Source organism: Silanimonas algicola (assembly GCF_054777375.1).
Map to the genome: position 1 here is coordinate 138,938 of NZ_BAAHAS010000002.1, position 25,721 is coordinate 164,658.

Below are 25,721 nucleotides of genomic sequence, written 5' to 3' on the forward strand. Positions count from 1 at the left end.
TCGCCGGGAACAACGGAAAGGCGGCCTCGGCCGCCTTTCTTGTCATTGCACCGAGGAAACACGATGAGCCTGAATTCCCCCGGCGCGCGCTTCCGCGCCGCCCTCGCCGCTGAATCGCCGCTGCAGGTGATCGGCGCCATCAACGCCAACCACGCCCTGCTCGCCAAGCGCGCCGGCTACAAGGCGATCTACCTCTCGGGCGGCGGTGTGGCCGCCGGATCGCTCGGCCTACCGGACCTCGGCATCAGCGGCCTCGAGGACGTGCTGATCGACACGCGTCGCATCACGGATGTGTGCGACCTGCCGCTGCTGGTCGACATCGACACCGGTTTCGGCCCGAGCGCGTTCAACATCGAGCGCACCGTGAAGGCCCTGATCAAGGCGGGCGCCGCGGCCTGCCACATCGAGGACCAGGTCGGCGCCAAGCGCTGCGGTCATCGTCCGGGCAAGGAGGTGGTGTCGACCGGGGAGATGGTGGATCGCGTCAAGGCCGCCGCCGATGCGAAGACCGACAAGGACTTCTTCCTGATCGCCCGCACCGATGCCATCCAGGTGCACGGCGTGGACGCGGCCATCGAGCGCGCCATCGCCTGCGTCGAGGCCGGTGCCGACGGCATCTTCGCCGAGGCCTCCTACGACCTCGAGACCTACCGGCGCTTCGTCGATGCCGTGAAGGTGCCGGTGCTGGCCAACATCACCGAGTTCGGCAAGACGCCGCTTTTCACCCGCGGGGAGTTGGCCTCGGTCGGTGTCGCCATCCAGCTGTACCCGCTGTCGGCGTTCCGCGCCATGAACAAGGCCGCAGAGGCCGTGTACACCGCGATCCGCCGTGACGGCCACCAGAAGGCCGTGGTCGATTCGATGCAGACCCGCGAGGAATTGTACGAGCGGATCGGCTACCACGCCTTCGAGGGCAAGCTGGACGCCCTCTTCGCGAATAAGGGCGGCTGAGCCTTCGACCCGACGCCCGCTCGGCGTCGGGTTCATCGCCTGCGGGTGCTTTTCAGCGCTCCAGTCGCGCGGCGAGCAGGGCCACCTGTTCGCGCAGCGCCCGCACTTCGGCCACCAGCGGCTCCTCGGCGTGGCTGACGGCGTCCTCTACCGCCTGTTTGCGGTCGGCATCCACTTCCGACTGCATTGCCGAGACCACCACGCCAATGAAGAGGTTGAGGGCAGTGAAGCTGGTGGCGAGGATGAAGGGCACGAAGAACAGCCAGGAGTGCGGGTGCACTTCCATGACCGGCCTGACGATGCCCATCGACCATGACTCCAGGGTCATGACCTGGAACAGGGTATACAGCGAGGCCGGGACCGAGCCGAACCACTCCGGGAAATCCGCGCCGTAGAGCTTGGTGGCCATCACCGCGCCCACGTAGAAGATCAGGCCCAGCAGCATCACGATCGAGCCCATGCCGGGCAGGGCGCCGAGCAGCGCGCCGACCACGCGGCGCAGCGAGGGCACGACGGTGACGAGGCGCAGGACGCGCAGCACGCGCAGGGCGCGCAACACGGCCAGCGGGCCGCTGGTCGGCAGCAGGGCGATCGCGACCACGGCGAAGTCGAACAGGTTCCAGGGGTCGCGGACGAAGCGAGTGCGCTGGACGATCATCTTTGCCGCCAGCTCGACCACGAAGACGCCCAGCGCGAACACGTCGATCGCGTTCAGGAGGCCGCCCCAGTGCGCGACGATGCCGGCATCGGTCTCCAGGCCGAGCACGACGGCGTTGATGAGGATCAGGGCGAGGATGAAGCGTTCGGTGAGCCGGTGGGCAAGGAGGCGTTCGAGCAGGGCGATCATCGGAGTCGGGTTGGTGGCTTCGGGTGGCGGCGCGATTCTAGAGCCCGCCGCGCTCCTATAATCGGGTTTTCAGCGGAGGCCCTCCCATGTCCGAGCCCGTCCTTCCCAAGGCCAAGAAATCCGTCGCCCTCTCGGGCACTGCCGCCGGCAACACGGCCCTGTGCACCGTCGGCCGCAGCGGCAACGACCTGCACTACCGCGGCTACGACATCAAGGACCTGGCCGACCACGCCAGCTTCGAGGAAGTGGCCCACCTGCTGGTGCACGGCGTGCTGCCGACGGCCTCGCAGCTCAAGGCCTACAAGGCCAAGCTGAAGCGCCTGCGCGGCCTGCCGGCAGTCGTGACTGATGCCCTTGAACTTGTTCCTGCCGCCGCCCACCCGATGGACGTGCTGCGTACGGGCTGCTCGGTGATGGGCACCGTGCTGCCGGAGCGCGAAGGCCATCCGGAGAACGAGGCCCGAGACATCGCCGACCGCCTGATCGCCAGCTTCGGTTCGATGCTGCTGTACTGGTGGCACTTCACCCGCAACGGCGACCGCATCCAGACCCAGACCGATGATGATTCGGTGGCGGCGCACTTCCTGCACCTGCTGCACGGCGAGCCGCCGAGCGCGCTGCACGCCCGCTCGCTGGACCGCTCGCTGGTGCTGTACGCCGAGCATGAATTCAACGCCAGCACCTTCACCGCGCGCGTCATCGCCGGCACCGGTTCCGACCTGTTCTCCTGCATCACCGGCGCCATCGGCGCGCTGCGTGGCCCGAAGCATGGCGGTGCCAATGAAGTCGCGATGGACATCATCGCCCGCTATGGCAGCGCGGACCAGGCGGAAGCCGACATCCGCGCGCGCGTCGAGCGCAAGGAGATCGTGATCGGCTTCGGCCACCCGGTGTACACCATCGGCGACCCGCGCAACCCGATCATCAAGGAGATCTCGCGCGCCCTGTGCAAGGACGGCGGCAACGAGGTGCTGTTCGACGTCAGCGAGCGCATCGAGACGCTGATGTGGGACCTCAAGAAGATGTTCCCGAACCTCGATTGGTACAGCGCGTCGGCGTACCACATGATGGGCATCCCGACCGCGATGTTCACCCCGCTGTTCGTCATCGCCCGCACCACCGGCTGGAGCGCGCACGTGATCGAGCAGCGCCAGGACGGCAAGATCATCCGCCCGAGCGCGAATTACACGGGCCCGGAAGACCGCGCCTACGTGCCTATCGAGAAGCGCTGACGGCAGTCCGGTAAGGCGCGGACCCGTGCCGCGCCTGACGCCCGCATCGAAGCATCAGTCGCCCTGCGGGGGCTCGGTGGGAAGCCTCGGGAACGACGTTCGGGCGCTCTCGGCGGCACCGCACAGCAGCTCCACGGCACGGTCGGCGGCGTCCTGAAAGGGTTGGAGGACGAGGTTGGCTCCCTCGACGCCCAGGTGGTGGGCGTCGCCATCTTCGTGCGAGGCGACGGCAACTTGACCCGAGAACCCATGGACACGAGCGGTCTGGATCAGCGTGCGGCGTGAATCCTCCCGGCTGAGGCTCGCGGGCGTCACGGGCACCGTGGAGACCAGCCAGCGTGCCTCCCGGAGAGGCAGTTCGGCGATACAGGACGGATCGCCGGCGTCGCCGTAGTGGGCTGGCAATGCGAGGCCATGCCAACGTCGGATCGCTTCGGGGTTGAAGTCGACACCGAGCACGCGAATGCCACGACGAGCCAATCGTAGGCCGATCTCCGTGCCAAATCGCCCCAATCCGAAGATCACGACCTCCGGTCCCAGCGAGTCGTCCGTTCCGGCGCCCGGGACCTCCCGCGACGCGGGTGCCCGCTCGAAAATCCCGAGGAGTGGCTCGCACCAGTCGAACAGCCGGTGCGACCAGGTGATCATGTAGGTCGACGCGGCAATCGTGACGAGTCCAACCATCGTCACGAGCCCCAGAGCGTTCCCCCCGACGTGACCCAGTGCGACGCCCATCGCGATGAATACGAGGGAGAACTCGCTGATCTGCGCCACCGTGAGGCCGGCGAGGAAGCTGGTGCGCTTGCGGTAACCCATGGCTCCCATGATCGCCATCACGATCAGGGGGTTGCCGATGAGCACAAAAAGAGAAAGCACGATCGCCGCCCCGAGGTTGGCTCCGAGGTTGGGAAGCTCGAGCGAGGAGCCGAGGGCGACAAAGAAGAAGAGCAGCAGGAAGTCGCGCAGCGGGGACAGGCGTGCGGAGATGGTTTCGCGGTAGGGCGTCGAGGCCAGGGCGATGCCAGCGATCAGTCCCCCGACTTCCTTGCCCAAGCCGACGGCGTCGCCCGCCGCGGCTGCCGCGGCGGCCAGCGTGATCGCGAAGAGGACGAGGAGTTCGGGGGTATCCGCCAGCTTCGCCGTGAGTCGATCCGCGCCAAACCGGATGAACAGGGCGACCGCGCCGAGCATCAGCATGGCCGAGGCGGCGACCGGCCAGAGGGATGGATCGTCGTCCGCGCCGGCGCGTATGCCGAAGGTGGACAGGACGATCATCGCAACGACAACGACCAGGTCTTGAACGATCAGGAAGCCGAGCGCGATCTGGCCGTGCAGGGAGTCGATCTCGCGCTTGTCCGAGAGGAGCTTGACAACGATGATCGTCGACGAAAACGTCAAGGCGACGGCGACATAGAGGCTCTCCACGTGTCCGAATCCGAGGGCAAGGCACAGGGCGTAGCCGAACAACGCGGTGAAAAGCACCTGCCCCAGCCCGGTCATTACCGAGACAGGGCCCAGGGAGCGGATCAAGTGGAGGTCGAGCTTGATGCCGACGAGGAACAGGAGCAAAGCGATGCCCAGCTCGGCAAGCAGGGTGATCGACGCCGAATTGCGGCCGAGTTCGGGGAGCAACGATCCGGCGATCATGCCCACGACGATGAACGTGACGATCAGCGGCTGGCGCAAGGCGTGCCCGATGATGCCCAGCGAGGCAGCGAGAGTGAGCAGTACGGCGAGTTCGGCAAAGCTGCTCAAAAGCATGCCTCGATCAAGAGGGCTGCGGCCCCGGGTATGGGGGGATTATGGTCAGGCGCCCGCCGGCCATCTTGACGCCCGTCAACACACGTCGCGCGCGCCGGCGTGAACCTTCCGGTGAGCCATCGGAGTCGCCATGCAGACCATCCTCCATGCCACGGACTTTTCGGAGCGTTCGACGCTGGCCACGCGTCGCGCCGCCGCCCTTGCCCGCGAATGCGGCGCGACACTGCACCTGATCCACGTCGTCGACCTCGGGCGTTCGACGCGATTGGTCGAGCGCGAACGTATCGAAGCGAGCCGCGAGATGGAGGATCTCGTGGCCGGGCTCGTGGCGGAGCACGTCCGCGTCGGTTCGTCTCGGGTGGTGGCGGAGGACCCCTTCAGGGCCATCCTCGCGGCAGTCGAAGCGCATTGCGCCGATGTCCTCATTCTCGGGTACCCCCGGCGCCGCCCGCTGCGCGATGCCTTCGTTGGCACCACCGTCGATCGCGTGTTGCGCTTCTGCGAGTGCCCCGTCCTCGTCGTTAAGGGCCCCGTTTCCGGCCCTTACCAGAGGCTGATGGCGACAACGGACCTCGGGGTGGCCTCGATCGATGCGCTCGCGGTTCTTGCGGACCTGCGTTGGCCTGCCGGGCAGCGGACGCTCCTCCATGTCTTCGACGTGCAGGAACTCCGCGGCGCGGCCGGGCTTGGCCATGCCGACGAAAGCGTCGCCACGGAGCGGGCACGCATGAAGGCCATGCAGGGCGTGGTCAGCCTGGTTCCCCGGATGGGCACGCCCGCGTTCGAGCCTGCTGTCCGCCGAGAGCGCATTCCTTTGGCCCACGAGATCCTCCGCGCAGCCGAGGAGGAACGCGTCGACGTCATCGCGCTTGCCACCCATGCCCGGGCGGGGTTACGCCGAATGGTGCTCGGTAGTATCACCGGCGAGGTTCTGGCGAACGCGCTGGTCGACGTGTTGGCCATCCCCCCGGGGGTGGGCCGGGCAACGGATCTGCCGCCGGTTCCGTCCGGGCGGTGAGCGCCTCTCAGCGGCCTGAGGCCGCACTCGCGTCGGGCTCCCGCGGGCGGAGCCGGTTGACCCGGAAGAACGTGTGGTCGTCGATGGTCGCGACTTGCGGGTAGCTGGCCCAGCTCGGGTTGGCGATCCGCATGGCGGCGAAGTGGCTCGCCCCCGGCACGACCTCCCGGCGCTCGGCGCGTGGGCGGTTCCATTCCTTCTGGGCGGCGAAGGCGACCGCCACGGCCTCTTCCCAGGCCGCTGGATTGTTCAGTCGGGTCCGCGGCGGCACGAGGGTCGGGGCGAACTGCTTGGGCGCCTTCACCACCGCGCAGACGTCGTTGCCCCAGAGGCCGGAGTCCCGGCGGCGCAATGCGACCTCGGCGACGGCGCGCTGGCCCAGTTCCGACTGGTTGCGGGCTTCGAGGTAAACCGTGGTGGCGAGGCAGAGGGGCTCGGCCTGGGCCGGGGGCAGCAGCGTCGCCAACCACATCAAGAACGATAGCTCCATGGCTTTCCTTGCTCCGTTGCGTCCGTGGCGTCCCGTGCGATGTGCCGCGCGGGTGGAGCCAGTGACTTGGCGTAATGGGGATGAACGGGTCCAGGAGTTCTGAGCTGCCCCGCCTTCCCGAGCCGCCGGAGCGGAGGGAAGCCCCCGAAGCGCCATGAGCCCGGGAGTCACGAGAACGCCGTACTGGCCAAGGGGCGGTCGGGCGAACGGCGCGAACCCTAGCCCGGTCTTTCAAAACGCGGGCTGAACGCCGATTTCATAAGCTTTTGAATTTCCTCGGGCTTTTGCTCTAGCCCGAGGCCGTGGTGCGCGCTGCGGAATGCCTACAGCGCCGCGGCGGCCCGCGTGCCCTGCGCAATCGCCCGCTTGGCGTCGAGCTCGGCGGCCACGTCGGCGCCGCCGATCAGCTGTACCGGCACCGTGGCGGCCTGCAGGGGTTCCAGCAGATCGCGCAGCGGCTCCTGGCCGGCGCAGACCACCACGTGGTCGACCGGCAGGAGCGCCTCCTTGCCCTCGATCCGAACGTGGAAGCCGGCGTCGTCCACCTTCAGGTACTCGACATCGCCATGGGCCTTCACGCCCTTCATCTTCAAGGCGGCGCGGTGGATCCAGCCCGTGGTCTTGCCCAAGCGGGCGCCGGGGCGGCCCTTGGAGCGCTGAAGCAGCCAGACCTCGCGGGCGGCGGGCTCCGGATGCGGCTTGGCGAGGCCCCCGGGACCGTCGAAGTCGGCCGCCACGCCCCATTCGGCCATCCAGGCCTTCGGGTCGAGGCTGGGCGAGACGCCGCGGTGGACGAGGAACTCGCCGACGTCGAAGCCGATGCCGCCGGCGCCGACGATGGCCGCTTTGGCGCCGACCTGCACCTTGCCGGTCAACACGTCGATGTAGCTGACCACCTTCGGATGGTCATGGCCCTCGAAGCTCGCCTTGCGCGGTCGGATGCCGGTGGCCAGCAGCACGGTGTCGAAGCCCTTGAGGTCGTCGGCCCCGACGCGAGTGTTCAGGCGCACATCGACGCCGTGCTTTCTCAGCAGGGTGTCGAAGTAGCGGAGGGTCTCGTGGAACTCCTCCTTGCCCGGGATCGTCTTGGCGAGGTTGAACTGGCCGCCGATTTCCGGGGCGGCATCGAACAGGGTGACGGCGTGGCCGCGCTCGGCGGCGGTCGTGGCCGCGGCCAATCCCGCCGGACCGGCGCCCACCACGGCCACCTTCTTCTTCTGCGCGGCCGGCTTGATCACCAGTTCGGTCTCGGCGCAGGCCCGCGGGTTCACGAGGCAGCTGGCCTTCTTGTTCTCGAACACGTGGTCGAGGCAGGCCTGGTTGCAGGCGATGCAGGTGTTGATCTCGTCCACGCGGCCGGCCTTGGCCTTGGCCACCCACGCCGGGTCGGCGAGCAGCGGACGGGCCATCGAGACCAGGTCGACCTCGCCCGAGGCCAAGATCCGCTCAGCCACGTCGGGCATGTTGATGCGGTTGGTGGCGACCAGCGGGAGCTTGACGTGCGGGCGCAGCTTGGCGGTCACGCCGGCGAAGGCCGCGCGCGGCACCGAGGTGGCGATGGTGGGCACCCGGGCCTCGTGCCATCCGATGCCGGTGTTGATGATAGTCGCGCCGGCGGCCTCGATGGCCTTCGCTTGCATCACGATCTCGTCCCAGGCCGCGCCGCCGTCGACCAGCTCGAGCATCGACAGGCGATAGATGAGGATGAAGTCCGGGCCCACGGCCTCGCGTATGCGGCGGACGATCTCGACTGCGAAGCGCATGCGCTTCTCGGGCGTACCACCCCAGGCGTCGGTGCGCTGGTTCGTGCGCGCCGACAGGAACTGGTTGATGAGGTAACCCTCGGAGCCCATCACCTCGACGCCGTCGTAGCCGGCATCTCGGGCGAGCTTGGCCGAGCGCACGAAGGCCTTGATCTGGCGCTCGACGCCCCAGCCGGTGAGGGCGCGCGGTTTGAAGGGGTTGATCGGCGCCTGGATGGCCGAAGCGGACACCGAGAGCGGGTGGTAGGCGTAGCGCCCGGCATGCAGGATCTGCATGCAGATCTTCCCGCCCTCGGCGTGCACCGCCTTGGTGACGATGCGGTGCTTGTGCGTCTCCCAGGGCCAACTGAGCTTCCCGGAAAAGGGCTTGAGCCAGCCGACGACGTTCGGTGCGATGCCGCCCGTCACCATCAGGCCCACGCCGCCCCGGGCGCGTTCGGCGAAGTAGGCGGCGAGCTTGGGGAAATCGCGCGAACGGTCCTCGAGGCCGGTGTGCATCGAGCCCATCAACACGCGGTTGGGCAGCGTGCAGAAGCCGAGATCGAGGGGTTTGAACAGCTGGGGAAAGGCGGCGGCCGTCATGTCAATACGGTGGCGTAGGGTTTGACGAGCATGCCCGTGCGTCCCTGCCGGCACAAGGCGATGATGACGCAGTCGGCGGCAGGGCGCTCCCGTCCGGCGGCGCTCCCACGCCCGGGCCTTGACGGCGGATGAAGGCCGCGGGATTGTTCCGCTTTGCGCGCCTTGTCACGACTTAGCGCGGTGTTAACATCCAGCGGGCAAGGCACCCCCTGGAAGGGGCGCGGCCTGCAGGGCAGTCCCTTCCCCTATTTGGAGTTGATCATGAAGAAGAATCTGCTGTGTCTGGCCGTGCTGGCCGCCTCCTTCGCCAATGTGGCCATGGCGCAGGACTTCGACGACCGTTGGTACCTCACGGGTTCCGCCGGCCTGAACATCCAGGACAACGAGCGCAACACCTCGAACGGTGCCGAGTTCGGCGTGGGCGTGGGCAAGTTCTTCTCGCCGGAGTGGTCGCTCGACGGCGCCCTGTACTCGACCAATCCGTCGTTCAGCGCCAACACCAACCAGAACTTCAGCCAGTACGGTCTGTCGCTGGACCTGCGTCGCCACTTCCGCTCGGAAGGCAAGAACTGGTGGCCGTACCTCAAGGCCGGCGTCGGCGTCATGCGTTCGGAGGAGGAATTCAACGCCTTCCCGAACCCGAACTCGCCCGGCCAGCGCGAAGACAGCAACCTGACCGCTGACGTCGGTGCCGGCCTGCAGGCCGACATGGACAACTTCGGCATCCGCTTCGAGGGCGGCGTCCGCCTTTCGATGGACGACCAGAGCATCGTCGCCGCTTCGGAAGACCGCTTCGCCGACAAGTACGTGAAGGCCATCTTCCTCGTTCCGCTGGGCCCGAAGGCCGCCCCGGCGCCGGCTCCCGCCCCGGCGCCCGCCCCGGCGCCGGTCGCCAGCTGCGAAACGCAGGACGACGACGGTGACGGCGTCAACAACTGCGTCGACAAGTGCCCGGGTTCGCAGGCCGGCCAGGCGATTGGTCCGGACGGCTGCGCCGTGCCGCTGACGATCGACCTCAAGGGCGTGAACTTCGATTTCGACCAGGCCACCCTGCGTCCGGACGCGGTGACGATCCTCAACGAGGCGATCGACATCCTGAAGAAGTACCCGCAGCTCAAGGTCGAAGTCGCCGGCCACACCGACTCGGTCGGCACCGACGCCTACAACCAGGGTCTCTCGGAGCGCCGCGCCCGCACGGTGTTCGATTACCTCACGAGCAACGGTATTGATGCCGCCCGCCTGAATGGCCCGACGGGCTACGGCGAGTCGCGTCCGATCGACAGCAACGACACGGACGCCGGTCGCGCCAAGAACCGCCGCACCGAGCTGAACGTCCAGAACTGAGTGCGACACGAGCAATCGTAACGCACTGAAAAGACTCGGCTTTTTCCGAGAAAAGGCGTAAATCTCTAGCTTCGCAAGAGGCTAGAGAGCACCAAAAACAGAGCCCCGGGAGGGCGTTCCTCCCGGGTCTCCGCGCAATGCGGAGAGCTCGGGGCGTCGTGGTACTCCTCCAACTCTTCGGCGCATCGCAACGATGGCCGGCGTCCTCGACTTGAGGGCACACGGTGTGCTCTTCCTGCAACGGGAAGAGGAAACTTTTCAGCGCGCAGATTGCGTGCTCTCGATGGCATTGCTCAATCACGCCTCGCGCGCGATAGCGAGCTCGCTATGCGACTAGCGGTAGCCTAGGAAGGCGTGCGTGACTGGTAACGGTCTCGTGCGAAGCCCTTCTGACAATGAAGCCCTCCAGAGGTTTTGGAAGCGCTCCGCCCGCAAGCGTGGCGCGCTGGACTGTGAGCAGCACTACGGTCCGGGAGCTAGGCTGACCGGCATGGGTATCGAACAGAGAACTGTCTATAAACGTCGTTAGAACGATGGTGCCGACGCTGCTGGTTAAGGCATCGACCAAAACGGTACGTGAGCAGTTGCCCCGCTTCAGTTTCGGGGCACGTCGCTAATCAAGCTCACCGGCGAACAGACAGACCCTGACCCGGTCGTGTGTCATCGAGGGAACGTGGCAACCCCGTCCATCCGCCCACTGGGCAGGCGAACCGCAAGGAACGCTGATGGATGCGCGGGGATGGGATCGCGGAGAAAGCGAATGGCCGGCTGTAATCGTCGGCATAGGCGTTGAAACATCACGCCAGTGCGAGAGCACGCCCACTTCCGCGTGGTTCTGGATCGCGACAACGATTTGCTGAAACCCACAACGGACGCGAACTTGAAGTTCGCGTCTACAACCTACCCGTCAGGGGACACAGTCCCCTTCGGGCTGCTGTCTCTTGCGCGGTTAACCAAGCAGGAGAGCAGCATGAGAGAGTCCAATCCCAAGGTTGGATCTGCGCCCTCCGGCGTGCCGAATGACTGGATGCACATTGATTGGCACCACGTCGATCGGACCGTTCGGGGTATGCAGATACGAATCGCGAAGGCGACACAGGAAGGCGACTGGCGCAGGGTGAAAGCCCTGCAACGGATGCTGACCCGCTCGTACACGGCAAAGATGCTCGCCGTGCGCCGAGTGACTGAAAACCAAGGCAAGCGCACGGCCGGAGTCGACCGTGTGCTTTGGACTGAACCTGAGCAACGATGGGAGGCCCTCTCGAGCCTTCGTCGTCGCGGTTACAAACCCTCGCCGCTGCGGCGCGTCTTCATCCCGAAATCCAATGGGAAGGAACGTCCGCTGGGCATTCCCACGATGCGGGACCGGGCCATGCAGGCGCTTCATCTGCTGGCACTGGCCCCAGTGGCGGAAACGACGGGCGACCCGAATAGCTTCGGCTTTCGACAAGGTCGTTCGACGCATGACGCCATGGCCCAGAGCTTCATCTGCCTCGCGAAGAAGTATTCGCCGGGGTGGGTGCTCGAAGCCGACATCAAGGGGTGCTTCGACCACATCGACCACGACTGGCTGGTGACCCACGTCCCTATGGACAAGGAGATCCTTCGGAAGTGGTTGAAGGCCGGCATCCTCTATCGGGGTCAATACGAACCGACGAGGGCGGGGACGCCGCAGGGCGGCATCATTTCGCCAACACTGGCGAATCTGGCACTGGATGGGTTGGAGCGTGGTTTAAGGGAGCATGTTCTCGCAACCTTGGGCTACACGAAGGCCCAGCAGGCGAAGATCAATGTGGTTCGGTATGCCGACGACTTTGTCGTGACCGGCTCCTCGCAAGAGGTGCTGGCCGACATTGTCCGGCCATGGGTGGAGCGTTTTCTTGCTACCCGTGGTTTGGAACTGTCGACGGAAAAGACCCGCATCACGCACATCGACGCCGGCTTTGATTTCCTGGGATGGAACTTTCGCAAGTACAAGGGGAAGTTGCTGATCAAGCCGAGCAAGAAGAATGCTTCGGCCTTCTACCGGAAGGTGGAGGAGATCATCGGTAGTCAGAAGGCGGTCCGGCAGGACCACCTGATCAAGATGCTGAATCCCGTACTCAGAGGGTGGTCGAACTACCACCACCCGGTTGTGGCGAAGGCGACGTTCAACCGTCTGGATGCCCTGATCTTCGGGGTGATCTGGCGATGGTGCCGCCGACGACACAACAACAAGGGCTCTCGCTGGGTGAAGGATCGCTACTTCCACTCTGTCGGGAATCGGCGCTGGGTATTCGCGGCACACCGCATCGACAAGGACGGGAAGAAAGGGGCACTGCGAACGCTGTACCGGCTCGCTGACACGCCGATCGTTCGACATGTGAAGGTCAAAGCGGAGTACAACCCGTTCGATCCCACATTCGAGCTCTACGGGGAGAAGCGGCGTCAGGACCGGCTGATGCGGTCAATGGCCCACCGAACGCAATGGATTCGCCTGTACCACTCACAGGGCGGCCGATGCGTTCACTGCGGGCTCCCGATCACCCGGCAAACCGGCTGGCACGACCACCATATCGTCCAGCGGACCGCCGGAGGATCTAACGCGCTGTGGAACCGGGTTCTGCTCCATCCGATCTGCCACGTACAGGTCCATGCTTTGGGTTTAACAGTGGTGAAGCCTGTATCTGGGGCTTGAGCCGGGTGCTCGGAAACGCGCACGCCCGGTTCTTAGGGGGGAGGGGGCCAGCAATGGCTCCCTCCCACCCAACGACGCCCCGCAGTGATGCAGGAAAGCCCGGCGAACGCCGGGCTTTCTTTTTGGAGGCAGCCTTGCCCGCAAGCTCGGCTTGTCGCACCGCGGTGCGCTGCGTAAGCTTCCGGGCGATCCCGTCGTCCGGAGTTGCCGTCATGGCGCGTCGCCACGCCTTCACCTTTGTTCTGTCGGCCTTGGCCGCGTCGATGCTCCAGGCCGCGCCTGCGCCCGAACTGGGGGCGGGTATGGCCGTCTCGCCGTCCAACTCGCCGGTGTCGGTGCAATCGTTCCTCCAGCGCGTTCGGCAGCCCGTGGCTGCGGTGCCGGCGGCCGCCGGCACCGGTGGTTACGTCCCGCGCACGGCGCACGACAATTCGCCATACCGCTTCGACATGACGCAGAACGGACGCCGCATGACGGCGGAGGAGTTCGATGCCTGGATGAAGGCCCGCGGCATCCGCGTGGCGACGGGCAGGCCGGCCGGGAGCGAGACCGCCACCGCGGCACCGGCGGCGGCCACTGCGCAGGCTTGCCAGCCGACGGCGGCTACCGCCTGCTGACGCGCGGGGCCGTTGCCCTGGTGGACAGGAAAGGGCGCCCGCGGGGCGCCCCTTTTGCGTCGGGGTTCCGGAGCCCTCAGCGTTTCACGAAGCGGTAGTGGGCAACGCCCCACTCCGAGCCGCCGGCGTAGCCGAACAGCTCGGCGCAGGCCATCCAGAACATCCGCCAGCGCTGCGCCCACACCGCGGCATTCTTCGCGCCGTAGGCTTCGGCAAGCACCCGATGAACCTCCTCGGCATGGCGGTCCTGGTTCTCGAGCCAGTGGTTCGCGGTCTTCTCGTAGTGCACGCCCGACAGCACCCAGCGCTGCTCGATGCGGAGCGCGTTCTGGAAGTGCAGCAGCGTGTCCGCGCTGGGCATGAGGCCGCCGGTGAAGAAGTGGCGGCCCATCCAGTTGTCCGAGCCCTCGGTCTCGAACGGATACATCAGGCTGCGGTGGCAGAAGATGTGCACGAACAGCTTGCCGCCCGGTTTCAGCCAGCGCGCGACGTTGCCCAGGAGCGTCTCGTAGTTGCGCATGTGCTCGAACATCTCGATGGACACGCAGCGGTCGAACGTCTCCGGGGTGAGGTCGAGGCGGTTGACGTCCGTGGTGATGATCTCGACGTTGGCCAGCCCGCGCACCGCGGCCTGGGCAAGGATGTGCTCGCGCTGCGTGCGCGAGTTGGACACGCCGGTGATGCGCGAGTTCGGGAAGCGCTCTGCCATCCAGAGCGTCAGGGAGCCCCAGCCGCAGCCGAGTTCGAGGATGCGCATGCCGTCCTTCAGCTCGGCGCGCTCGCCGTAAAGCGCAAGCATCTTCTCCTCGGCTTCGTCGAGGGTCTCGTTGCCGTCCGGGTAGTAGCAGGCCGAATACTTCAGGCGTTTGCCGAGGGACAGCTCGAAGAAACGCGTGGGTACCTCGTAGTGCTGTTCGTTGGCAGCCGCCGTCTCGATGGCGATCGGGCTGGATCGAAGTTCGGAGAGCAGGGTGCGGAAACGCGCGTCGGCGCGGTCGAGGTCGGCGTCATGCTCGTCGCGGAGGCGCTGCTCGCAGAGCTTGCGGATGCCGTAGCGGGTCAGGAAGTCGGGCACGAGGCCGCGTTCGCACAGATCGATCAACGCCATGGGTTCTCAGTTCGAAGGAGGATCGGACGCTTTGGGCGGCCATGGGAAGAATGCACTGACTTCGCGCTGGTAGCGACGGTAGGCGTCACCGCGGCTGCGGAGCGCCTGGGCCTCCGTCCATGGAATGCCGCTGACGCGCCAGAGGAAAGCGAACATGACGACGGGCCCGAGCAGGCTCCATCCGAAGTGCGGGCCGCACCATGCGAGCAGCACGTACGCGAACCAGTGCACCCACTCGAAGAAGTAATTGGGGTGGCGGGACCAGGCCCACAACCCGACGCGGCACAGCTTGCCCTTGTTGGCGGGATCGCTGCGGAAGGCGTCGAGCTGGCGGTCGGCGAGCGTTTCCCCGCCGATGGCGACGATCCAGACCACGACCGCGAGCAGCATGAGTGGTTCGAGTCCTTCGGCATCGGCGGAGGCCGCCGCGGTGAAGGGGATGGCGAACAGCGCCACGACGAAGGCCTGGACCTGGAAGAAGGCGAGCCAGCGCAGCGGAGAATCGCCGATGGCGGCGCGCATGGCCTGGTAGCGGCCATCCTCCGGCTCGCGCAGGACGCGATGCATCAGGTGCAGGCACAGGCGCGAACCCCAGACGCCGCCGAACACCGCCACGAGGCCGCGCGGCAGGACATCGCCTTCGCCCGATAGGCCGGCGAACATCGCCGCGAGCGCCATCAGACCCGCCCACGCCACGTCGACCCAGCCCGCGTTGCGAACCCGCATCGAGAAGGCCCAAACGGCGGTCATGCCGACCGCAGCGCCGAACCAAGTCAGCAGGATGATGGTCCAGAAGCTCACGCTTCGGCGACCTCGCGATCGGGGCGAGGCTGGGCGAGGCGATGGAGGGCATACAGGGCAGGCATGGCCACGCCCCAAGTCACGGCGAGGGCGACGAGAGCAACGGGAAGCCCGAGGCCGAAGTCGACGGCGTCGAAACCGCGCGCGGCACCCCAGTAGGCGAGCGGCCCACCGGCGGCGCCGAACGCTGCCGCGGCCATCCAGCGGTCGCGCAGGAAGCCCATGGAGTGGTTCAGCGTCAAGGCAAAGCCGGCCCACATGGCGAGGATCCACACCGGGGCGGCGAAGGTCCACGGCCAGGGGCTCGCGAAGGCGAGAACGCCGCTGGCGGCGAGCAGGGAGTCGGCCACGATTCCCATCGCCAAGGCGATGGCCAGCATGCGCAAGTCGCCACGGCGGTCGGGGGTCCACCGGAAGTGCACCGCGGCATAGGCCGCGATGGCCAGGGGACCCGCCCAGGGCAGGCCGTTGGCGGCGCCGATCACGCTGGCGAACCATACGGCCTGGAAGCCGAGCACGTTCGCGATGAGGAACCCTTTCGCCATCACGCGAGCTCTGGGGCGGGGATCCATGCCTCGCGGCGGTTCATCGGCCGTGCGAACAGCAGCTGGGAGACCCCGATCGATCGCTCCAGGAAGCCACCCTCGCAGTAGGCGAGGTAGAACTCCCACATGCGGATGAAGCGCTCGTCGTAGCCGAGTGCGCGCACATCGGCGAGTCTGGCCATGAAGCGCTCGCGCCAGTGCCGAAGCGTCAGGGCGTAGCTGGGGCCGAAATCCTCCTGCGAGACGAGGCGCAGGTCGGTGCTGCGGCCCATTGCCCCGGTGATGGCGCTGATGGACGGAATGAAGCTGCCCGGGAAGATGTGCCGCTTGATGAAGTCGACCGAACGCAGCGCCTGCTCGTAGCGATGGTCCTCGATGGTGATGGCCTGCACCATCGCGAGGCCGTCCGGCTTCAGCAGGCTGGCGCACTTGGCGAGGTAGGTGTCGAGGTACTGGTGGCCGATGGCCTCGATCATTTCGATCGAGACGAGCTTGTCGTGGGCGCCCTTCAGGTCGCGGTAGTCCTCGAGCAGCAGGGTCACGCGGTCGGACAGGCCGGCGCGGGCCACGCGCTCGGTGGCCAAGGCGTGCTGCTCCTTCGAAATGGTCGTGGTCGTGACACGGCAGCCAAAGTGCTTGGCCGCGTGCAACGCCATGCCGCCCCAGCCGGTGCCGATCTCGACGAGGTGGTCCGACGGCTTCAGGTCGAGCTTGCGGCCGATGCGCTGGAGCTTCCGGAACGAGGCGGCTTCGAGCGGTTCGTCGGTCGAAGCGAAGATCGCCGACGAGTACATCAGGTCATCGGACAGGAAAAGGCGGAAGAGGTCGTTGCCGAGGTCGTAGTGGGCCGCGATGTTCTTGCGCGAGCCGGCACGGGTGTTGCGGCGGAACGCGTGCACGGCCTTGAGCAGCCAGCCCGACAGGCGGGCCATGCCGCCTTCCATCGCATCCAGCAAGTCGCGGTTCAACACCAGCAACCGGATCAGGTCGACGAGCTCGTCGCAGCTCCATTGACCGTCCATGTAGGCCTCGGCGGCCCCCACCGACCCCCCGGTGGCGATACGGGCGTAGGTTTCGAGGTCGTGCACGCGCAGCCGCGCCACCGGGGCGCCCGGCGCAGGCTCCGCATCGCCGAGGCGCCTTTCCCCCAGCGCGTCGCTGACCACGAGGGCGCCATGGCGCAGGCCGGCGAGGCGCTCGAGCAGGCGCGAACGCAGCCAGCGTTCGTAGCTGCCGGGGGAGGCGGATTCGTCGGGCAGGGCGTCGGCAGGCAGGCTCACAGGCGGGCGTCCGGGTTCGGGTGGGGGTGGAAGGGCACGCGCTTGAGGGTGAGCTTCAAGGCTTGCCAGTAGATGGCGGCGGCCACCTTCACGGTGATGAATGGATACGCGGCAAGGCATGAAGCCAGCGTGTTGCCTTGCAACGGACGCCGCTCCAGGGTGAGCGTGGCATCGAACTCCCGCGAATCGCCCCGGAGGACGTCCATGTGGATGTGCAGGTCCTCGCGCGGCGGGGTGAAAACCCAGTGGTAGCGCCGGTCCATGGGGAGGAAGGGCGAGACGTGGAAGGCCTTCTCGAAGCCGAAATGCAGGGCGCGGCCCTTCCGCTCCGCCGTCTCGGCCGGCAGGAGGTAGGCGTGGCGCTCGCCCCAGGGGGTGTTGGTGATCTCGGCGAGGATCCAATCGAGGGTTTCGCCGTCCTCCCGGTAGCCGTAGTAGAAGCTGACGGGGTTCTGCACGTAGCCGAAATAGCGCAGGTGCGTGAGCACGCGGATCGGCCCGGGCGCCGGACGGCCCAGTTGCGCCTCCACGCGCCGCCGGACGGCCACATCGAGGGACAGAGCGGGGTCGCCGAAGTAGTCGCTGCGGCGGAACTCGGCGAGGTTGCGGCGGTTCACCGACCAGAACCAGCGCCGGTCGAAGACGCGGTCGAGTTCGGCGAGGTCGAGGAAGGGTTGGAACATCCGGTAGCGGAAGTGGTTTTCCGCCACCGCGAAGCGGCGGTGCTGGACGCGGCCGACGTAGAGGGCGCTCCGCAGCCCGTTGGCTGCGGGCGCCGATCGTTGGTCGCCGCTGCCGGTGTTCACCAGCGCACCCCGAGGCCGGCCGCGGCGTCGACGCCCGCGCGCATGCCATCCTCGTGGAAGCCGAAGCCCCAGTAGGCGCCCGCGAACCAGGTGCGGCGGCGGCCGTTGAGCTCGGCGCGGCGCTCCTGCGCCGCCACGCTGGCGTGGGTGTACACCGGGTGGTGGTAGCTCATCGTTGCGATGATCTTGGCCGGGTCGATCGCGGCGGTGCGATTGAGCGTGACCACGAAGGGCTCGGGAGAGTCGAGGCCCTGGAGCAGGTTCATGCAGTAGCTGACCGAGCATTCCGCCTTTGGATCAGCCGGGACGAAGGCATTCCAAGCGGCCCAGGCCTTGCGGCGCGTCGGCAGCAGGCGGCGGTCGGTGTGCAGCACCACCTCGTTGCGCTGGTAGGGCATGGCCCCGAGCACCTCGCGCTCGAGCGCGTCCGCATCGCCCAGCAGGGCGAGGGCCTGGTCGCTGTGCGTGGCCACGACGATCGCATCAAAGCGCTCCTCGCCGGCCACGTGCTTCACCGCCACGCCGGCGTCGTCGCGGGTGATGCGCTGCACCGGGCAGGCGAGGCGCACGTCGACCGTCCAGCGCGCCTTCAAGGCCTCCACGTACGTCGACGAACCGCCCGTCACCACGCGCCACTGCGGCCGGCCTTCCACCTGCAGCATGCGGTGGTGGTCCATGAAACGGACGAGGTACTTGGCCGGGAAGTCGAGGATCGTCGCCGAGGGCGAAGACCACAGCGCCGAGGCCATCGGGATCAGGTGGGCGTCGCGGAACAGGGCCGAATAGCGGTTCCGCTCGAGGTAGTCGCCGAGCGAGGGGCCCGGGCCGGGGTCGCGCAGCAGGGCGCCGGCCTCGCGGTAGAAGCGCAGGATCTCGCGCACCATCCGGAGGAAGGATGGCGAGAGCAGGTTGCGGCGCTGGCAGAACAGGGCGTCGAGGTTGGTGGCGTTGTACTCGAGGCCGGTGGCTTCGACCTGCGCCCCGAAGCTCATCGTCGTGTCCTGCGAGGCCACGCCGAGCTCGTCGAACATCCGCGTCAGCAGCGGGTAGTTGTGCGTGTTATGGACGATGAAGCCGGTATCGACGCGGTAACGCTTCCCGGCCTGATCGACGTCGTGGGTGTGCGTGTGGCCGCCAAGCCGCGCCTCGGCCTCGAACAGCACGACCTCGTGTTCGCGGGAAAGGAGCCAAGCGGCGGACAGACCGGCGATGCCGCTGCCGACGACGGCGACCCTCACGCGGCCTCCGCGGTCGGTTTGCGGAAGGCTTCCGGCACGGGCTTCAGGTCCCAGACGATGCGGAACAGGCTGAGCGCCTTCAGCGTGTAGTACGTGAAGTCATACTCCCACCAGCGGAAGCCCTGGCGCGCCGAGCCGGGGTAGTGGTGGTGGTTGTTGTGCCAACCCTCGCCGAAAGTGAGCAGAGCGAGGAACCAGTTGTTGCGCGAATCATCGCGGGTTGCGAAGCGGCGCCGGCCGAAGCGGTGCGCGAAGGAGTTGATCGTCACCGTCACGTGGAAAAGCACGACGGTCGATACGAAGAAGCCCCAGACCAGCAGCTGCGGGCCGTTGGTCTCGAGCGCGGGTGCGGCCGTCTCGAGCCAGCCGCCCAGCAGGAAAAGGCCCGTGGCCAGCAGCACGGGCACGAGGATGTCGAAGCGGTCGAGCAGGCGCAGTTCGGGGAACTTGGCGAGGTCCTTCACCGCGTCGAGGTCGGTGCGGAAGGCGCCCCGGGTGAGGAACCAGCCCATGTGGCTGTACCAGAAACCCTTGTGCTTCGGCGAATGCGGGTCGTGCTCGGTGTCGCTGGCCCGGTGGTGCTGACGGTGGTGCGCCGCCCACCACAGCGGGCCGCGCTGCACGCTGCTGGCGCCGACCACGCCGAACAGGAACTGCACCGGCCGCGAGGTGCGGAAGGCCTTGTGTGAGAAGTAGCGGTGGTAGAAGCCGGTGATCGCGAACATGCGCACCGCATACAGCACCACGGCCACGGCGACGGCGAACGGGCTCACGCCGACCCAGATCACGGCCACGCAGGCCAAGTGGAGGCCGATGAAGGGAAGGACGCGCAACCAGTCGATGCGGGCGGCCTCGACCGCATCCACCGGGTCTGCGGCTGCGGTATCGAACCAGCGGATGACGGCCGTCAGGCCGCGGCGCCAGAGCGGGGCGTGCGTTGGAAAATCGGACATGGGCGCGACTCTAGGGCGGCGGGCGGTGAGAGGGCGGTGAATCGGATCGTCCGGCACTCACGCCGGCTCGACCACGACCTCGGCGCGGATCGTGCTGCCGATGAAGCAGTTGGCGTGCGCCCGCTCGTGCAATCTCGCGAGCTCTTCGGCGTTGGGCTGTTTTTCCCCCGAGAACACGGCCCTCGGCCGCAGGGTGATGCGGGTGATGGCCATTTTCCCCTCGGCATTCTTGTCCAGCAGGCCGGAAGCGGCGTCTTCATACTGCTCGAGCACGTAGCCGCGCTTCGCGCACACGGCGAGGAAGGTCAGCATGTGGCATGACGATAGCGAGCCAACGAGCAGCGTCTCGGGGTTGAGGGCCTCCGGGTTGCCGGCGAACGCCGGGGCCGAGGACGCCAGGCTGCGCTGTCCATTCTCGAATTCGAGGGTGTGATCGCGCGAATAGCCGTCATGCGTGACGTCGTGCCCATGGCGCGACCAGCTCAGGCGGGCGGTGTGCTCGGACATCGGAGGTTCCAGGGCGGACAAGGGAGGTCAAGCGTAGCCAAGTCCGGGTCGAATCCGGATCATCGTCCCATGCCGCCCCGTCATCCCGTCCCGATGCCACGCCATGGCGTGGCCCGCGTGCTCTCGAAAGCCGGCCTCGCCTCCCGCTCTCAGGCCGCGGCGTGGGTGCGGGACGGCCGCGTCAGCGTGGCCGGGCGCGTGGTCATGGATCCCGAACATCCGGTGCGCGCGGGCGTGGACGCGGTCTGCGTCGACGGCCGGCCGATCGCCGCGGAGGCCCGCGTCTACCTCGCCTTGAACAAGCCGCGCGGCCTGGTCACCACGGCGAGCGACGAAAAGGGCCGCGAGACGGTCTATCGCTGCCTTGATGGCGCGGGCCTGCCGTGGATCGCGCCGGTCGGCCGGCTCGACCAGGCCAGCGAAGGCCTTCTGCTCTTCACCAACGACCCGGCGTGGGCCGCGCGCATCACCGCCCCCGGGGCCGGGCCGGACAAGACCTACCGCGTCCAGGTCGACGGCGTGCCGGGCGACGATGCGCTGGAGGCGATGGTCGACGGCTTCGAGGATGGTGGCGAGCGCTTGGCGGCGAAGTCGGTGCTGCTGCTGAAGAGCGGCGGCAAGACGGCGTGGCTGGAGGTCGTGCTCGACGAAGGGAAGAACCGCCAGATCCGACGGCTGGCGAAGGCCGCCGGGTTCCCCGTGCTTCGGCTGGTGCGCGTGGCGATCGGCGGGCTGGTCCTGGGCGATCTGCCGAAGGGCGCCTGGCGCCACCTGACCAGCGAGGAAGTGGCGGCGCTGCGCGGACCTCAATCCACGCCCTCGCCTGCCGGCTGACGCCAGCGTGCGAGGCGCTTGCCGAGCAAGGCCGCGACCACCGCGTGGGCCCGTGCGTCCTGCGGGCCGCGCGCGTCCGGGCCCTTGCCCTTGTCCTGGTTGCAGCGCCGGCAGGCCACCGCGAGGTTGCGCGCGTCATCGCGATCCTCGCCCACCTGGGCCGTGAGCGCCGCGGCGGCGCGCAGTCCGAACCATGCCTGGGGCACGACGTGTTCCAGAGAGCTCGCCCCGAGGGCTTCGCCATCGGCCGCGACCTGCAAGCGCGTGCGGCAATGCAGGCAGCGCGTCGTCCACGTCCCGTCCTGGGCCTGGACGGCCTCGGTGTCGGTGGCGACGGCGAGGCGGAACAGGGATTTGAGCTTGGCGCGCATCGGCGTCGGGGGCCGTGGCCCGCTGTCCCGCCGCCCGAGGCTCAGCCCGGGATGACCCCGAGCTCCCGGCCCACCTTGGCGAAGGCGGCGATCGCTCGGTCGAGGTGCTCGCGGGTGTGCGCCGCGCTCATCTGCGTGCGGATTCGCGCCTGGCCCTTCGGCACCACCGGGAAGAAGAAGCCGATGGCGTAGATGCCTTCCTCCAGCAGGCGGGCGGCGAATTTCTGCGCCAGCGGGGCGTCGTACAGCATCACCGGGCAGATGGGGTGCACGCCGGGCTTGAGGTCGAAACCCAGCTTCGTCATCTCCGCGCGGAAGTAGGCCGTGTTGGCGGCGAGGCGCTCGCGCAGGTCGCCCGCCTTGGCCAGCATGTCGAAGGCGGTGATGCCGGCGGCCACCACGTGCGGCGGCAGCGAGTTGCTGAACAGGTAGGGGCGCGAGCGCTGGCGCAGCAGCTCGATCACGTCGCGGCGGCCCGTGGTGAAGCCGCCGAGCGCACCGCCCATGGCCTTGCCCAGCGTGCCGGTGAAGAGGTCGATCTTGTCCATCACCCCCTTCACCTCGGCGCTGCCGCGGCCCGTCGCCCCGAGGAAGCCGGTGGCATGGCATTCGTCGATGTGCACGAGGGCGCCGTACTTGGCGGCCAGCGCGGTGATCTCGTCCAGCGGGGCGATGAAGCCGTCCATCGAGAACACGCCGTCGGTGGTGATCAGGATGTCGCGCACGCCGTCGGCCCGTGCCTGCTGCAGCTGCGTCTCGAGGTCGGCCATGTCGCCGTTGGCGTAGCGGTAGCGCTTGGCCTTGCACAGGCGCACGCCGTCGATGATCGAGGCGTGGTTGAGGCTGTCCGAGATGATCGCGTCCTGTTCGCCCAGCAGCGGCTCGAACAGGCCACCGTTGGCGTCGAAGCAGGCGGCGTAGAGGATGGTGTCCTCGGTGCCGAAGAAGTCCGCGATGGTCTTCTCGAGCTGCTTGTGCAGGTCCTGGGTGCCGCAGATGAAGCGCACCGACGCCATGCCGAAGCCGTGGGTGTCCAGGGCCGCCTTGGCCGAGGCGATCACGTCCGGGTGGTCGGCCAGGCCGAGGTAGTTGTTCGCGCAGAAGTTCAGCACCGCACGGCCGTCCTCGAGCGCGATCTCGGCCGACTGCGGGCTGGTGATCACCCGCTCGGCCTTGAACAAACCGGCGGCGCGGATCTCGTCCAGCTCGGCGGCGTACCGGGCGAGGGTGGGGGAGGGGGTGGCGGGAATGGTCGAGGCCATGGCGATCCGGGTGCGCGGTGCGGGGGCGGCATTATGGACCGGGGTCGGCATGTCTTCCGTTGTCCTCCGGTGCTTGACACAATTCACACTTGTAAAACATGTTGCGGAACCGGACCCACCGAGCCGGCCGCCCAGGGGACCATGTCGCGAACTCTGCAAATCGGACTCGTCGAAGACGATCCCACCCAGGCCAAGATCATCGCGACGATGATCGAGAACTCGGGCATGGATTGCCTCCACTACGGCACCGAGCTCGATTTCCGCCGCCGCATGGGGCCGGAGTCGATCGACCTGCTGCTGCTCGACTGGAACCTGCCCGGCGTCTCCGGGCTGGAGCTGCTGCGTGAACTCCGCCAGACCAATGCGACGCTGCCGGTGATCTTCCTGACCGGCAACGACCAGGAGTCCGACATCGTCACCGGCCTGCAGGCCGGCGCCGATGACTACATCGTGAAGCCGGCGCGCGCCGCCGAGCTGGTGGCGCGGATCAAATCGGCCATGCGCCGTGCGGCGCCGCTCAGCAATGCCAACATCATCGAGGACGTCGAGCCCTTCGGCTTCGATCTGGATCGCCGTCGCCTCACCTTGCACGGCGAGCAGATCGAGCTCACCGATCGCGAATTCGACCTGCTGGTGTTCCTGTTCCAGCGCCGCGGCAAGGTGGTTTCGCGCGAGACGCTGCTCTCGCAGGTCTGGCGCGTCGGGCCGAACGTGGCCACCCGCAGCATCGACACCTACGTGAGCCGGCTGCGCAAGCGCCTGGGCCTCCAGGGCGACAGCGAATGGCGGCTGGAGGGCATCTACCAGCACGGCTATCGCCTTGTGCGCAGCAGCAACGACGATACGGCCGATGGCCCCGAGGCCGAGGTCGGCTGAAGTGCCGACTCAGTAGCCCGCGTCGCCCCGCGGCCGGCGGAGGTTGAACTCACGCGCCGGCCCGATCGATTGCTCCACCAGCGCCCAGCCTTCGGCGAGGAGGGCGGCCCGCGCCCGCGGACTGGCCTCCCGTGCGAGCAGCAGGCGTTTGTCGGCGACTCTCGCCAGCGCCGGATCGGCAAAGAAGTCCGCCGTCTCTGGCGTCCATTGCAGCAGGTCGACGGGCAGGGCCAGCCACAGCCGCTCCTCGCCATCGCGGAGCACGAGGGCTTCGCCGAAGACCTCGAAGCGCGTCGGGAAGCGCGGGCGTGCCGCGACGAGCAGTTGCAGGGCGTCGACCACGAAGCGGGCTTCGGCCTCCCGCTGGACGCTGGAGGCGAGCCCCAGGAACACGTCGCAACCGCCTTGCGGCGCGAGGTCCAGCAACGCGTCCACGGCCTGCGTCTGCAGGGTCGGGCTGTAGCGCGCGTTGTCGAAGAAGGCGTCCTGGACATCGGCACGGCACGCGAGCGGCGCGAGGCGGGCCGCGTTCCAGGCTTCGACGTCCTCCGGTGGCCGCTCCCAGACCATCCGGTGGATGCGCGCGCTTTGGCCGACCACGGCGCCGGCCGCACCGCCCACCTCGCCCAGGCCCAGGCCAACGCCGCGCCGGCCGACGAGCGCCGACCAGGCCAGTCGATCCATCTCGGCGTCGAGCCAAGGGTTGGTGGAATAGGGATCGATACCAAGCTCCCGCCCGAGCTCGCGTCGGGCCGCGTTGTAGCCAAGCCAGCGCTTGCCGAGCTTGAGGGCGAGGCCTCCCCCCTTCTGCCACCACGGCTCCGGCTCCGGGGGGAGCGGCGCCAACTCGCGAGGACGCAGGCTGGCGTCGAACAGGGCCTCGCCCGATAGCGCCTCGAACGCGCGCTCGCCGGCGTCCGACGCCTGTCGGCCGTAGTTCGAGGCGCGCCGTCCGAAGACGCGAAGCATGCCGGCCGGCAGTCCCACGATGCTTTCGACCGGCCGCGTGACGACGCCCGCGATCGCATCGCCGCTCGCCACGAGCGAGGAAGCGGCGGCACGTCCGGCGGTGCCGGCGGCACGTTTCGTCCGCAGCTGGCGCACGGCCTCCATCTCGACCGCGCGGATCTCGAGCAGATCGAGACTCTCGACCCGAAGTGTCGCCGGCTCGATGCCCCCCGCGCCGCTCCCGCGGGCGTGGAGCACGAACTGCGCCATCCCGCCGACGATCTCTGCGCAGGGTGCGGCGCTGAAATCCTCGGCGCCGAGCAGCGCAGGCGGCGCCATGGCGGCGGCGGGCAGGGCCCCGGGACCGCAGGCCGGCGTGCCGGCCGTCGCCGCCCGCGCGCCGTGGGTGACAAGCAGTAGGCCCGCGGCCAACCAGACGCGGGGTTCACGAAGAAGCGAGGGCATTCAGTCGAAGCGCTTTTCGAGGAAGTAGCGGGTGTACCCGGGCGGATTGTCCGCCTGCTGGCCGAACGGCCGGTAACCGAGGCGCTCGTAGAAGCCCAAGGCCTGGAACTCGATCGTCTCGAGGTAGACGCCGAGCGCGCCGCGCTGGCGCGCCCACTGCTCGGCCTGTTCGAGCAGCTGCATCCCGATGCCGGTGCGACGGCGTTCCGGCGCGACGGCCAGCATGTCCACGTGCAGCCAGCCCAGACCGTACTGGCCTGCCAGCCCGCCGACGAGCTCGTCCTCGGCGTCCAGCGCGGTGATCACCATCGGCAGCCAGTCCGGCCGGCCGATGAATCTCGCGTTGTAGTCACGGAGCATCTCGCGGATGGCGAGCGCCTTCTCGCCGTCGAGGTCGGGGTCGACGGCGATGTGGACGCTGGAGGCGGAGCACATGGGCGTGGCC

At 67.8% G+C, this 25,721-nt stretch carries 24 protein-coding genes; 8 read left to right on the forward strand and 16 right to left on the reverse strand.

Annotation, left to right across the window (positions count from 1 at the left end; translation table 11 throughout):
* The first annotated feature begins 63 nt into the window (after positions 1-63).
* Positions 64-951 (forward strand): methylisocitrate lyase, encoded by an 888-nt coding sequence (gene prpB / locus ACYVAK_RS05850; protein ID WP_461058905.1) that lies wholly within the window; start codon positions 64-66, stop codon positions 949-951.
* A 52-nt stretch (positions 952-1,003) separates the two neighbouring features.
* Here the strand turns inward: prpB and ACYVAK_RS05855 are convergent, their stop codons facing one another.
* Positions 1,004-1,798 (reverse strand): ion transporter, encoded by a 795-nt coding sequence (locus tag ACYVAK_RS05855; protein WP_461058907.1) that lies wholly within the window; start codon positions 1,796-1,798, stop codon positions 1,004-1,006.
* Between the two features lie 86 nt (positions 1,799-1,884).
* Here ACYVAK_RS05855 and prpC point away from each other — a divergent pair, with 86 nt between their 5' ends.
* Positions 1,885-3,030 carry a bifunctional 2-methylcitrate synthase/citrate synthase gene (prpC, locus tag ACYVAK_RS05860; protein WP_461058909.1) on the forward strand — a complete coding sequence of 382 codons (1,146 nt, stop codon included), beginning with the start codon at positions 1,885-1,887 and terminating at the stop codon, positions 3,028-3,030.
* 54 nt (positions 3,031-3,084) lie between these two features.
* Here prpC and ACYVAK_RS05865 read toward each other — a convergent pair whose 3' ends face one another.
* Positions 3,085-4,791 carry a cation:proton antiporter gene (locus tag ACYVAK_RS05865; RefSeq protein ID WP_461058911.1) on the reverse strand — a complete coding sequence of 569 codons (1,707 nt, stop codon included), beginning with the start codon at positions 4,789-4,791 and terminating at the stop codon, positions 3,085-3,087.
* Between the two features lie 130 nt (positions 4,792-4,921).
* On the opposite strand from ACYVAK_RS05865, the gene ACYVAK_RS05870 reads away from it, so the two are divergent.
* Positions 4,922-5,809 (forward strand): universal stress protein, encoded by an 888-nt coding sequence (locus ACYVAK_RS05870; RefSeq protein WP_461058913.1) that lies wholly within the window; start codon positions 4,922-4,924, stop codon positions 5,807-5,809.
* Positions 5,810-5,816: 7 nt separating this feature from the next.
* On the opposite strand, the gene ACYVAK_RS05875 is transcribed toward ACYVAK_RS05870, so the two are convergent.
* Together ACYVAK_RS05875 and ACYVAK_RS05880 are read right to left on the reverse strand one after the other, a co-directional pair.
* A complete protein-coding gene (locus ACYVAK_RS05875; protein WP_461058915.1) occupies positions 5,817-6,299 on the reverse strand; it encodes a cell wall hydrolase in 483 nt (160 codons plus the stop codon).
* 323 nt (positions 6,300-6,622) lie between these two features.
* On the reverse strand, positions 6,623-8,644 hold the full coding sequence (locus ACYVAK_RS05880) for an oxidoreductase (RefSeq protein WP_461058917.1): 2,022 nt from the start codon (positions 8,642-8,644) through the stop codon (positions 6,623-6,625).
* A gap of 261 nt (positions 8,645-8,905) precedes the next feature.
* Here ACYVAK_RS05880 and ACYVAK_RS05885 point away from each other — a divergent pair, with 261 nt between their 5' ends.
* The 3 genes from ACYVAK_RS05885 (at position 8,906) to ACYVAK_RS05895 (ending at position 13,282) form a co-directional block, all read left to right on the forward strand.
* Positions 8,906-9,988 (forward strand): OmpA family protein, encoded by a 1,083-nt coding sequence (locus ACYVAK_RS05885; RefSeq protein ID WP_461058919.1) that lies wholly within the window; start codon positions 8,906-8,908, stop codon positions 9,986-9,988.
* A 970-nt stretch (positions 9,989-10,958) separates the two neighbouring features.
* Positions 10,959-12,665 (forward strand): group II intron reverse transcriptase/maturase, encoded by a 1,707-nt coding sequence (gene ltrA / locus ACYVAK_RS05890; protein ID WP_461058921.1) that lies wholly within the window; start codon positions 10,959-10,961, stop codon positions 12,663-12,665.
* Positions 12,666-12,877: 212 nt separating this feature from the next.
* The gene (locus tag ACYVAK_RS05895; protein ID WP_461058923.1) at positions 12,878-13,282 is read left to right on the forward strand and encodes a hypothetical protein; all 405 of its coding nucleotides are present in this window, start codon (positions 12,878-12,880) and stop codon (positions 13,280-13,282) included.
* 76 nt (positions 13,283-13,358) lie between these two features.
* Here the strand turns inward: ACYVAK_RS05895 and ACYVAK_RS05900 are convergent, their stop codons facing one another.
* Genes ACYVAK_RS05900 through ACYVAK_RS05935 form a run of 8 tightly spaced genes read right to left on the reverse strand, consistent with a single transcriptional unit; the run spans position 13,359 to position 20,520 of the window.
* Positions 13,359-14,390, reverse strand: coding sequence for an SAM-dependent methyltransferase (locus ACYVAK_RS05900; protein WP_461058925.1), 1,032 nt, complete (start codon positions 14,388-14,390; stop codon positions 13,359-13,361).
* Between the two features lie 6 nt (positions 14,391-14,396).
* On the reverse strand, positions 14,397-15,191 hold the full coding sequence (locus tag ACYVAK_RS05905) for a DUF1295 domain-containing protein (protein WP_461058927.1): 795 nt from the start codon (positions 15,189-15,191) through the stop codon (positions 14,397-14,399).
* Positions 15,188-15,736, reverse strand: coding sequence for a DUF2878 domain-containing protein (locus ACYVAK_RS05910; RefSeq protein ID WP_461058929.1), 549 nt, complete (start codon positions 15,734-15,736; stop codon positions 15,188-15,190). Before ACYVAK_RS05910 ends, ACYVAK_RS05905 begins: the two co-directional genes overlap by 4 nt.
* The gene (locus tag ACYVAK_RS05915; protein WP_461058931.1) at positions 15,736-17,016 is read right to left on the reverse strand and encodes a class I SAM-dependent methyltransferase; all 1,281 of its coding nucleotides are present in this window, start codon (positions 17,014-17,016) and stop codon (positions 15,736-15,738) included. Before ACYVAK_RS05915 ends, ACYVAK_RS05910 begins: the two co-directional genes overlap by 1 nt.
* Positions 17,013-17,822: a DUF1365 domain-containing protein gene (locus ACYVAK_RS05920; RefSeq protein ID WP_461058933.1), complete on the reverse strand. Its 810-nt coding sequence runs from the start codon at positions 17,820-17,822 to the stop codon at positions 17,013-17,015. Before ACYVAK_RS05920 ends, ACYVAK_RS05915 begins: the two co-directional genes overlap by 4 nt.
* Positions 17,819-19,060: an NAD(P)/FAD-dependent oxidoreductase gene (locus tag ACYVAK_RS05925; RefSeq protein WP_461058935.1), complete on the reverse strand. Its 1,242-nt coding sequence runs from the start codon at positions 19,058-19,060 to the stop codon at positions 17,819-17,821. Before ACYVAK_RS05925 ends, ACYVAK_RS05920 begins: the two co-directional genes overlap by 4 nt.
* Positions 19,057-20,013 carry an acyl-CoA desaturase gene (locus ACYVAK_RS05930; protein WP_461058937.1) on the reverse strand — a complete coding sequence of 319 codons (957 nt, stop codon included), beginning with the start codon at positions 20,011-20,013 and terminating at the stop codon, positions 19,057-19,059. Before ACYVAK_RS05930 ends, ACYVAK_RS05925 begins: the two co-directional genes overlap by 4 nt.
* Before the next feature lie 57 nt (positions 20,014-20,070).
* Positions 20,071-20,520 carry an OsmC family protein gene (locus ACYVAK_RS05935; protein ID WP_461058938.1) on the reverse strand — a complete coding sequence of 150 codons (450 nt, stop codon included), beginning with the start codon at positions 20,518-20,520 and terminating at the stop codon, positions 20,071-20,073.
* A gap of 69 nt (positions 20,521-20,589) precedes the next feature.
* On the opposite strand from ACYVAK_RS05935, the gene ACYVAK_RS05940 reads away from it, so the two are divergent.
* A complete protein-coding gene (locus tag ACYVAK_RS05940) occupies positions 20,590-21,354 on the forward strand; it encodes a pseudouridine synthase (protein ID WP_461058940.1) in 765 nt (254 codons plus the stop codon).
* Here the strand turns inward: ACYVAK_RS05940 and ACYVAK_RS05945 are convergent.
* Together ACYVAK_RS05945 and kbl are read right to left on the reverse strand one after the other, a co-directional pair.
* A complete protein-coding gene (locus ACYVAK_RS05945; RefSeq protein ID WP_461058942.1) occupies positions 21,327-21,725 on the reverse strand; it encodes an HNH endonuclease in 399 nt (132 codons plus the stop codon). The two genes, ACYVAK_RS05940 and ACYVAK_RS05945, sit on opposite strands and share 28 nt — an antisense overlap.
* Positions 21,726-21,766: 41 nt before the next feature.
* Positions 21,767-22,987, reverse strand: a complete 1,221-nt coding sequence (gene kbl / locus ACYVAK_RS05950) for a glycine C-acetyltransferase (RefSeq protein ID WP_461060494.1) — start codon at positions 22,985-22,987, stop codon at positions 21,767-21,769.
* Between the two features lie 141 nt (positions 22,988-23,128).
* Between kbl and ACYVAK_RS05955 the strand changes: the two genes are divergently transcribed.
* A complete protein-coding gene (locus tag ACYVAK_RS05955) occupies positions 23,129-23,863 on the forward strand; it encodes a response regulator transcription factor (protein ID WP_461058944.1) in 735 nt (244 codons plus the stop codon).
* Between the two features lie 9 nt (positions 23,864-23,872).
* Here the strand turns inward: ACYVAK_RS05955 and ACYVAK_RS05960 are convergent, their stop codons facing one another.
* Both ACYVAK_RS05960 and ACYVAK_RS05965 read right to left on the reverse strand, forming a co-directional pair.
* Positions 23,873-25,276, reverse strand: a complete 1,404-nt coding sequence (locus tag ACYVAK_RS05960; RefSeq protein ID WP_461058946.1) for a hypothetical protein — start codon at positions 25,274-25,276, stop codon at positions 23,873-23,875.
* Positions 25,277-25,711 (reverse strand): GNAT family N-acetyltransferase, encoded by a 435-nt coding sequence (locus ACYVAK_RS05965; protein WP_461058948.1) that lies wholly within the window; start codon positions 25,709-25,711, stop codon positions 25,277-25,279.
* Positions 25,712-25,721: the final 10 nt, after the last annotated feature.

Excerpts from the sequence above, each read along its gene's own strand:
- kbl (WP_461060494.1), bottom strand. The coding sequence starts at position 22,987 with ATGGCCTCGACCATTCCCGCCACCCCCTCCCCCACCCTCGCCCGGTAC.
- ACYVAK_RS05880 (WP_461058917.1), bottom strand. The coding sequence starts at position 8,644 with ATGACGGCCGCCGCCTTTCCCCAGCTGTTCAAACCCCTCGATCTCGGC.
- ACYVAK_RS05855 (WP_461058907.1), bottom strand. The coding sequence starts at position 1,798 with ATGATCGCCCTGCTCGAACGCCTCCTTGCCCACCGGCTCACCGAACGC.
- ACYVAK_RS05865 (WP_461058911.1), bottom strand. The coding sequence starts at position 4,791 with ATGCTTTTGAGCAGCTTTGCCGAACTCGCCGTACTGCTCACTCTCGCT.
- ltrA (WP_461058921.1), top strand. The coding sequence starts at position 10,959 with ATGAGAGAGTCCAATCCCAAGGTTGGATCTGCGCCCTCCGGCGTGCCG.
- ACYVAK_RS05940 (WP_461058940.1), top strand. The coding sequence starts at position 20,590 with ATGCCGCCCCGTCATCCCGTCCCGATGCCACGCCATGGCGTGGCCCGC.
- prpC (WP_461058909.1), top strand. The coding sequence starts at position 1,885 with ATGTCCGAGCCCGTCCTTCCCAAGGCCAAGAAATCCGTCGCCCTCTCG.
- ACYVAK_RS05960 (WP_461058946.1), bottom strand. The coding sequence starts at position 25,276 with ATGCCCTCGCTTCTTCGTGAACCCCGCGTCTGGTTGGCCGCGGGCCTA.
- ACYVAK_RS05870 (WP_461058913.1), top strand. The coding sequence starts at position 4,922 with ATGCAGACCATCCTCCATGCCACGGACTTTTCGGAGCGTTCGACGCTG.
- ACYVAK_RS05900 (WP_461058925.1), bottom strand. The coding sequence starts at position 14,390 with ATGGCGTTGATCGATCTGTGCGAACGCGGCCTCGTGCCCGACTTCCTG.
- ACYVAK_RS05945 (WP_461058942.1), bottom strand. The coding sequence starts at position 21,725 with ATGCGCGCCAAGCTCAAATCCCTGTTCCGCCTCGCCGTCGCCACCGAC.
- prpB (WP_461058905.1), top strand. The coding sequence starts at position 64 with ATGAGCCTGAATTCCCCCGGCGCGCGCTTCCGCGCCGCCCTCGCCGCT.
- ACYVAK_RS05910 (WP_461058929.1), bottom strand. The coding sequence starts at position 15,736 with ATGGCGAAAGGGTTCCTCATCGCGAACGTGCTCGGCTTCCAGGCCGTA.
- ACYVAK_RS05955 (WP_461058944.1), top strand. The coding sequence starts at position 23,129 with ATGTCGCGAACTCTGCAAATCGGACTCGTCGAAGACGATCCCACCCAG.
- ACYVAK_RS05875 (WP_461058915.1), bottom strand. The coding sequence starts at position 6,299 with ATGGAGCTATCGTTCTTGATGTGGTTGGCGACGCTGCTGCCCCCGGCC.
- ACYVAK_RS05965 (WP_461058948.1), bottom strand. The coding sequence starts at position 25,711 with ATGTGCTCCGCCTCCAGCGTCCACATCGCCGTCGACCCCGACCTCGAC.
- ACYVAK_RS05935 (WP_461058938.1), bottom strand. The coding sequence starts at position 20,520 with ATGTCCGAGCACACCGCCCGCCTGAGCTGGTCGCGCCATGGGCACGAC.
- ACYVAK_RS05930 (WP_461058937.1), bottom strand. The coding sequence starts at position 20,013 with ATGTCCGATTTTCCAACGCACGCCCCGCTCTGGCGCCGCGGCCTGACG.
- ACYVAK_RS05885 (WP_461058919.1), top strand. The coding sequence starts at position 8,906 with ATGAAGAAGAATCTGCTGTGTCTGGCCGTGCTGGCCGCCTCCTTCGCC.
- ACYVAK_RS05895 (WP_461058923.1), top strand. The coding sequence starts at position 12,878 with ATGGCGCGTCGCCACGCCTTCACCTTTGTTCTGTCGGCCTTGGCCGCG.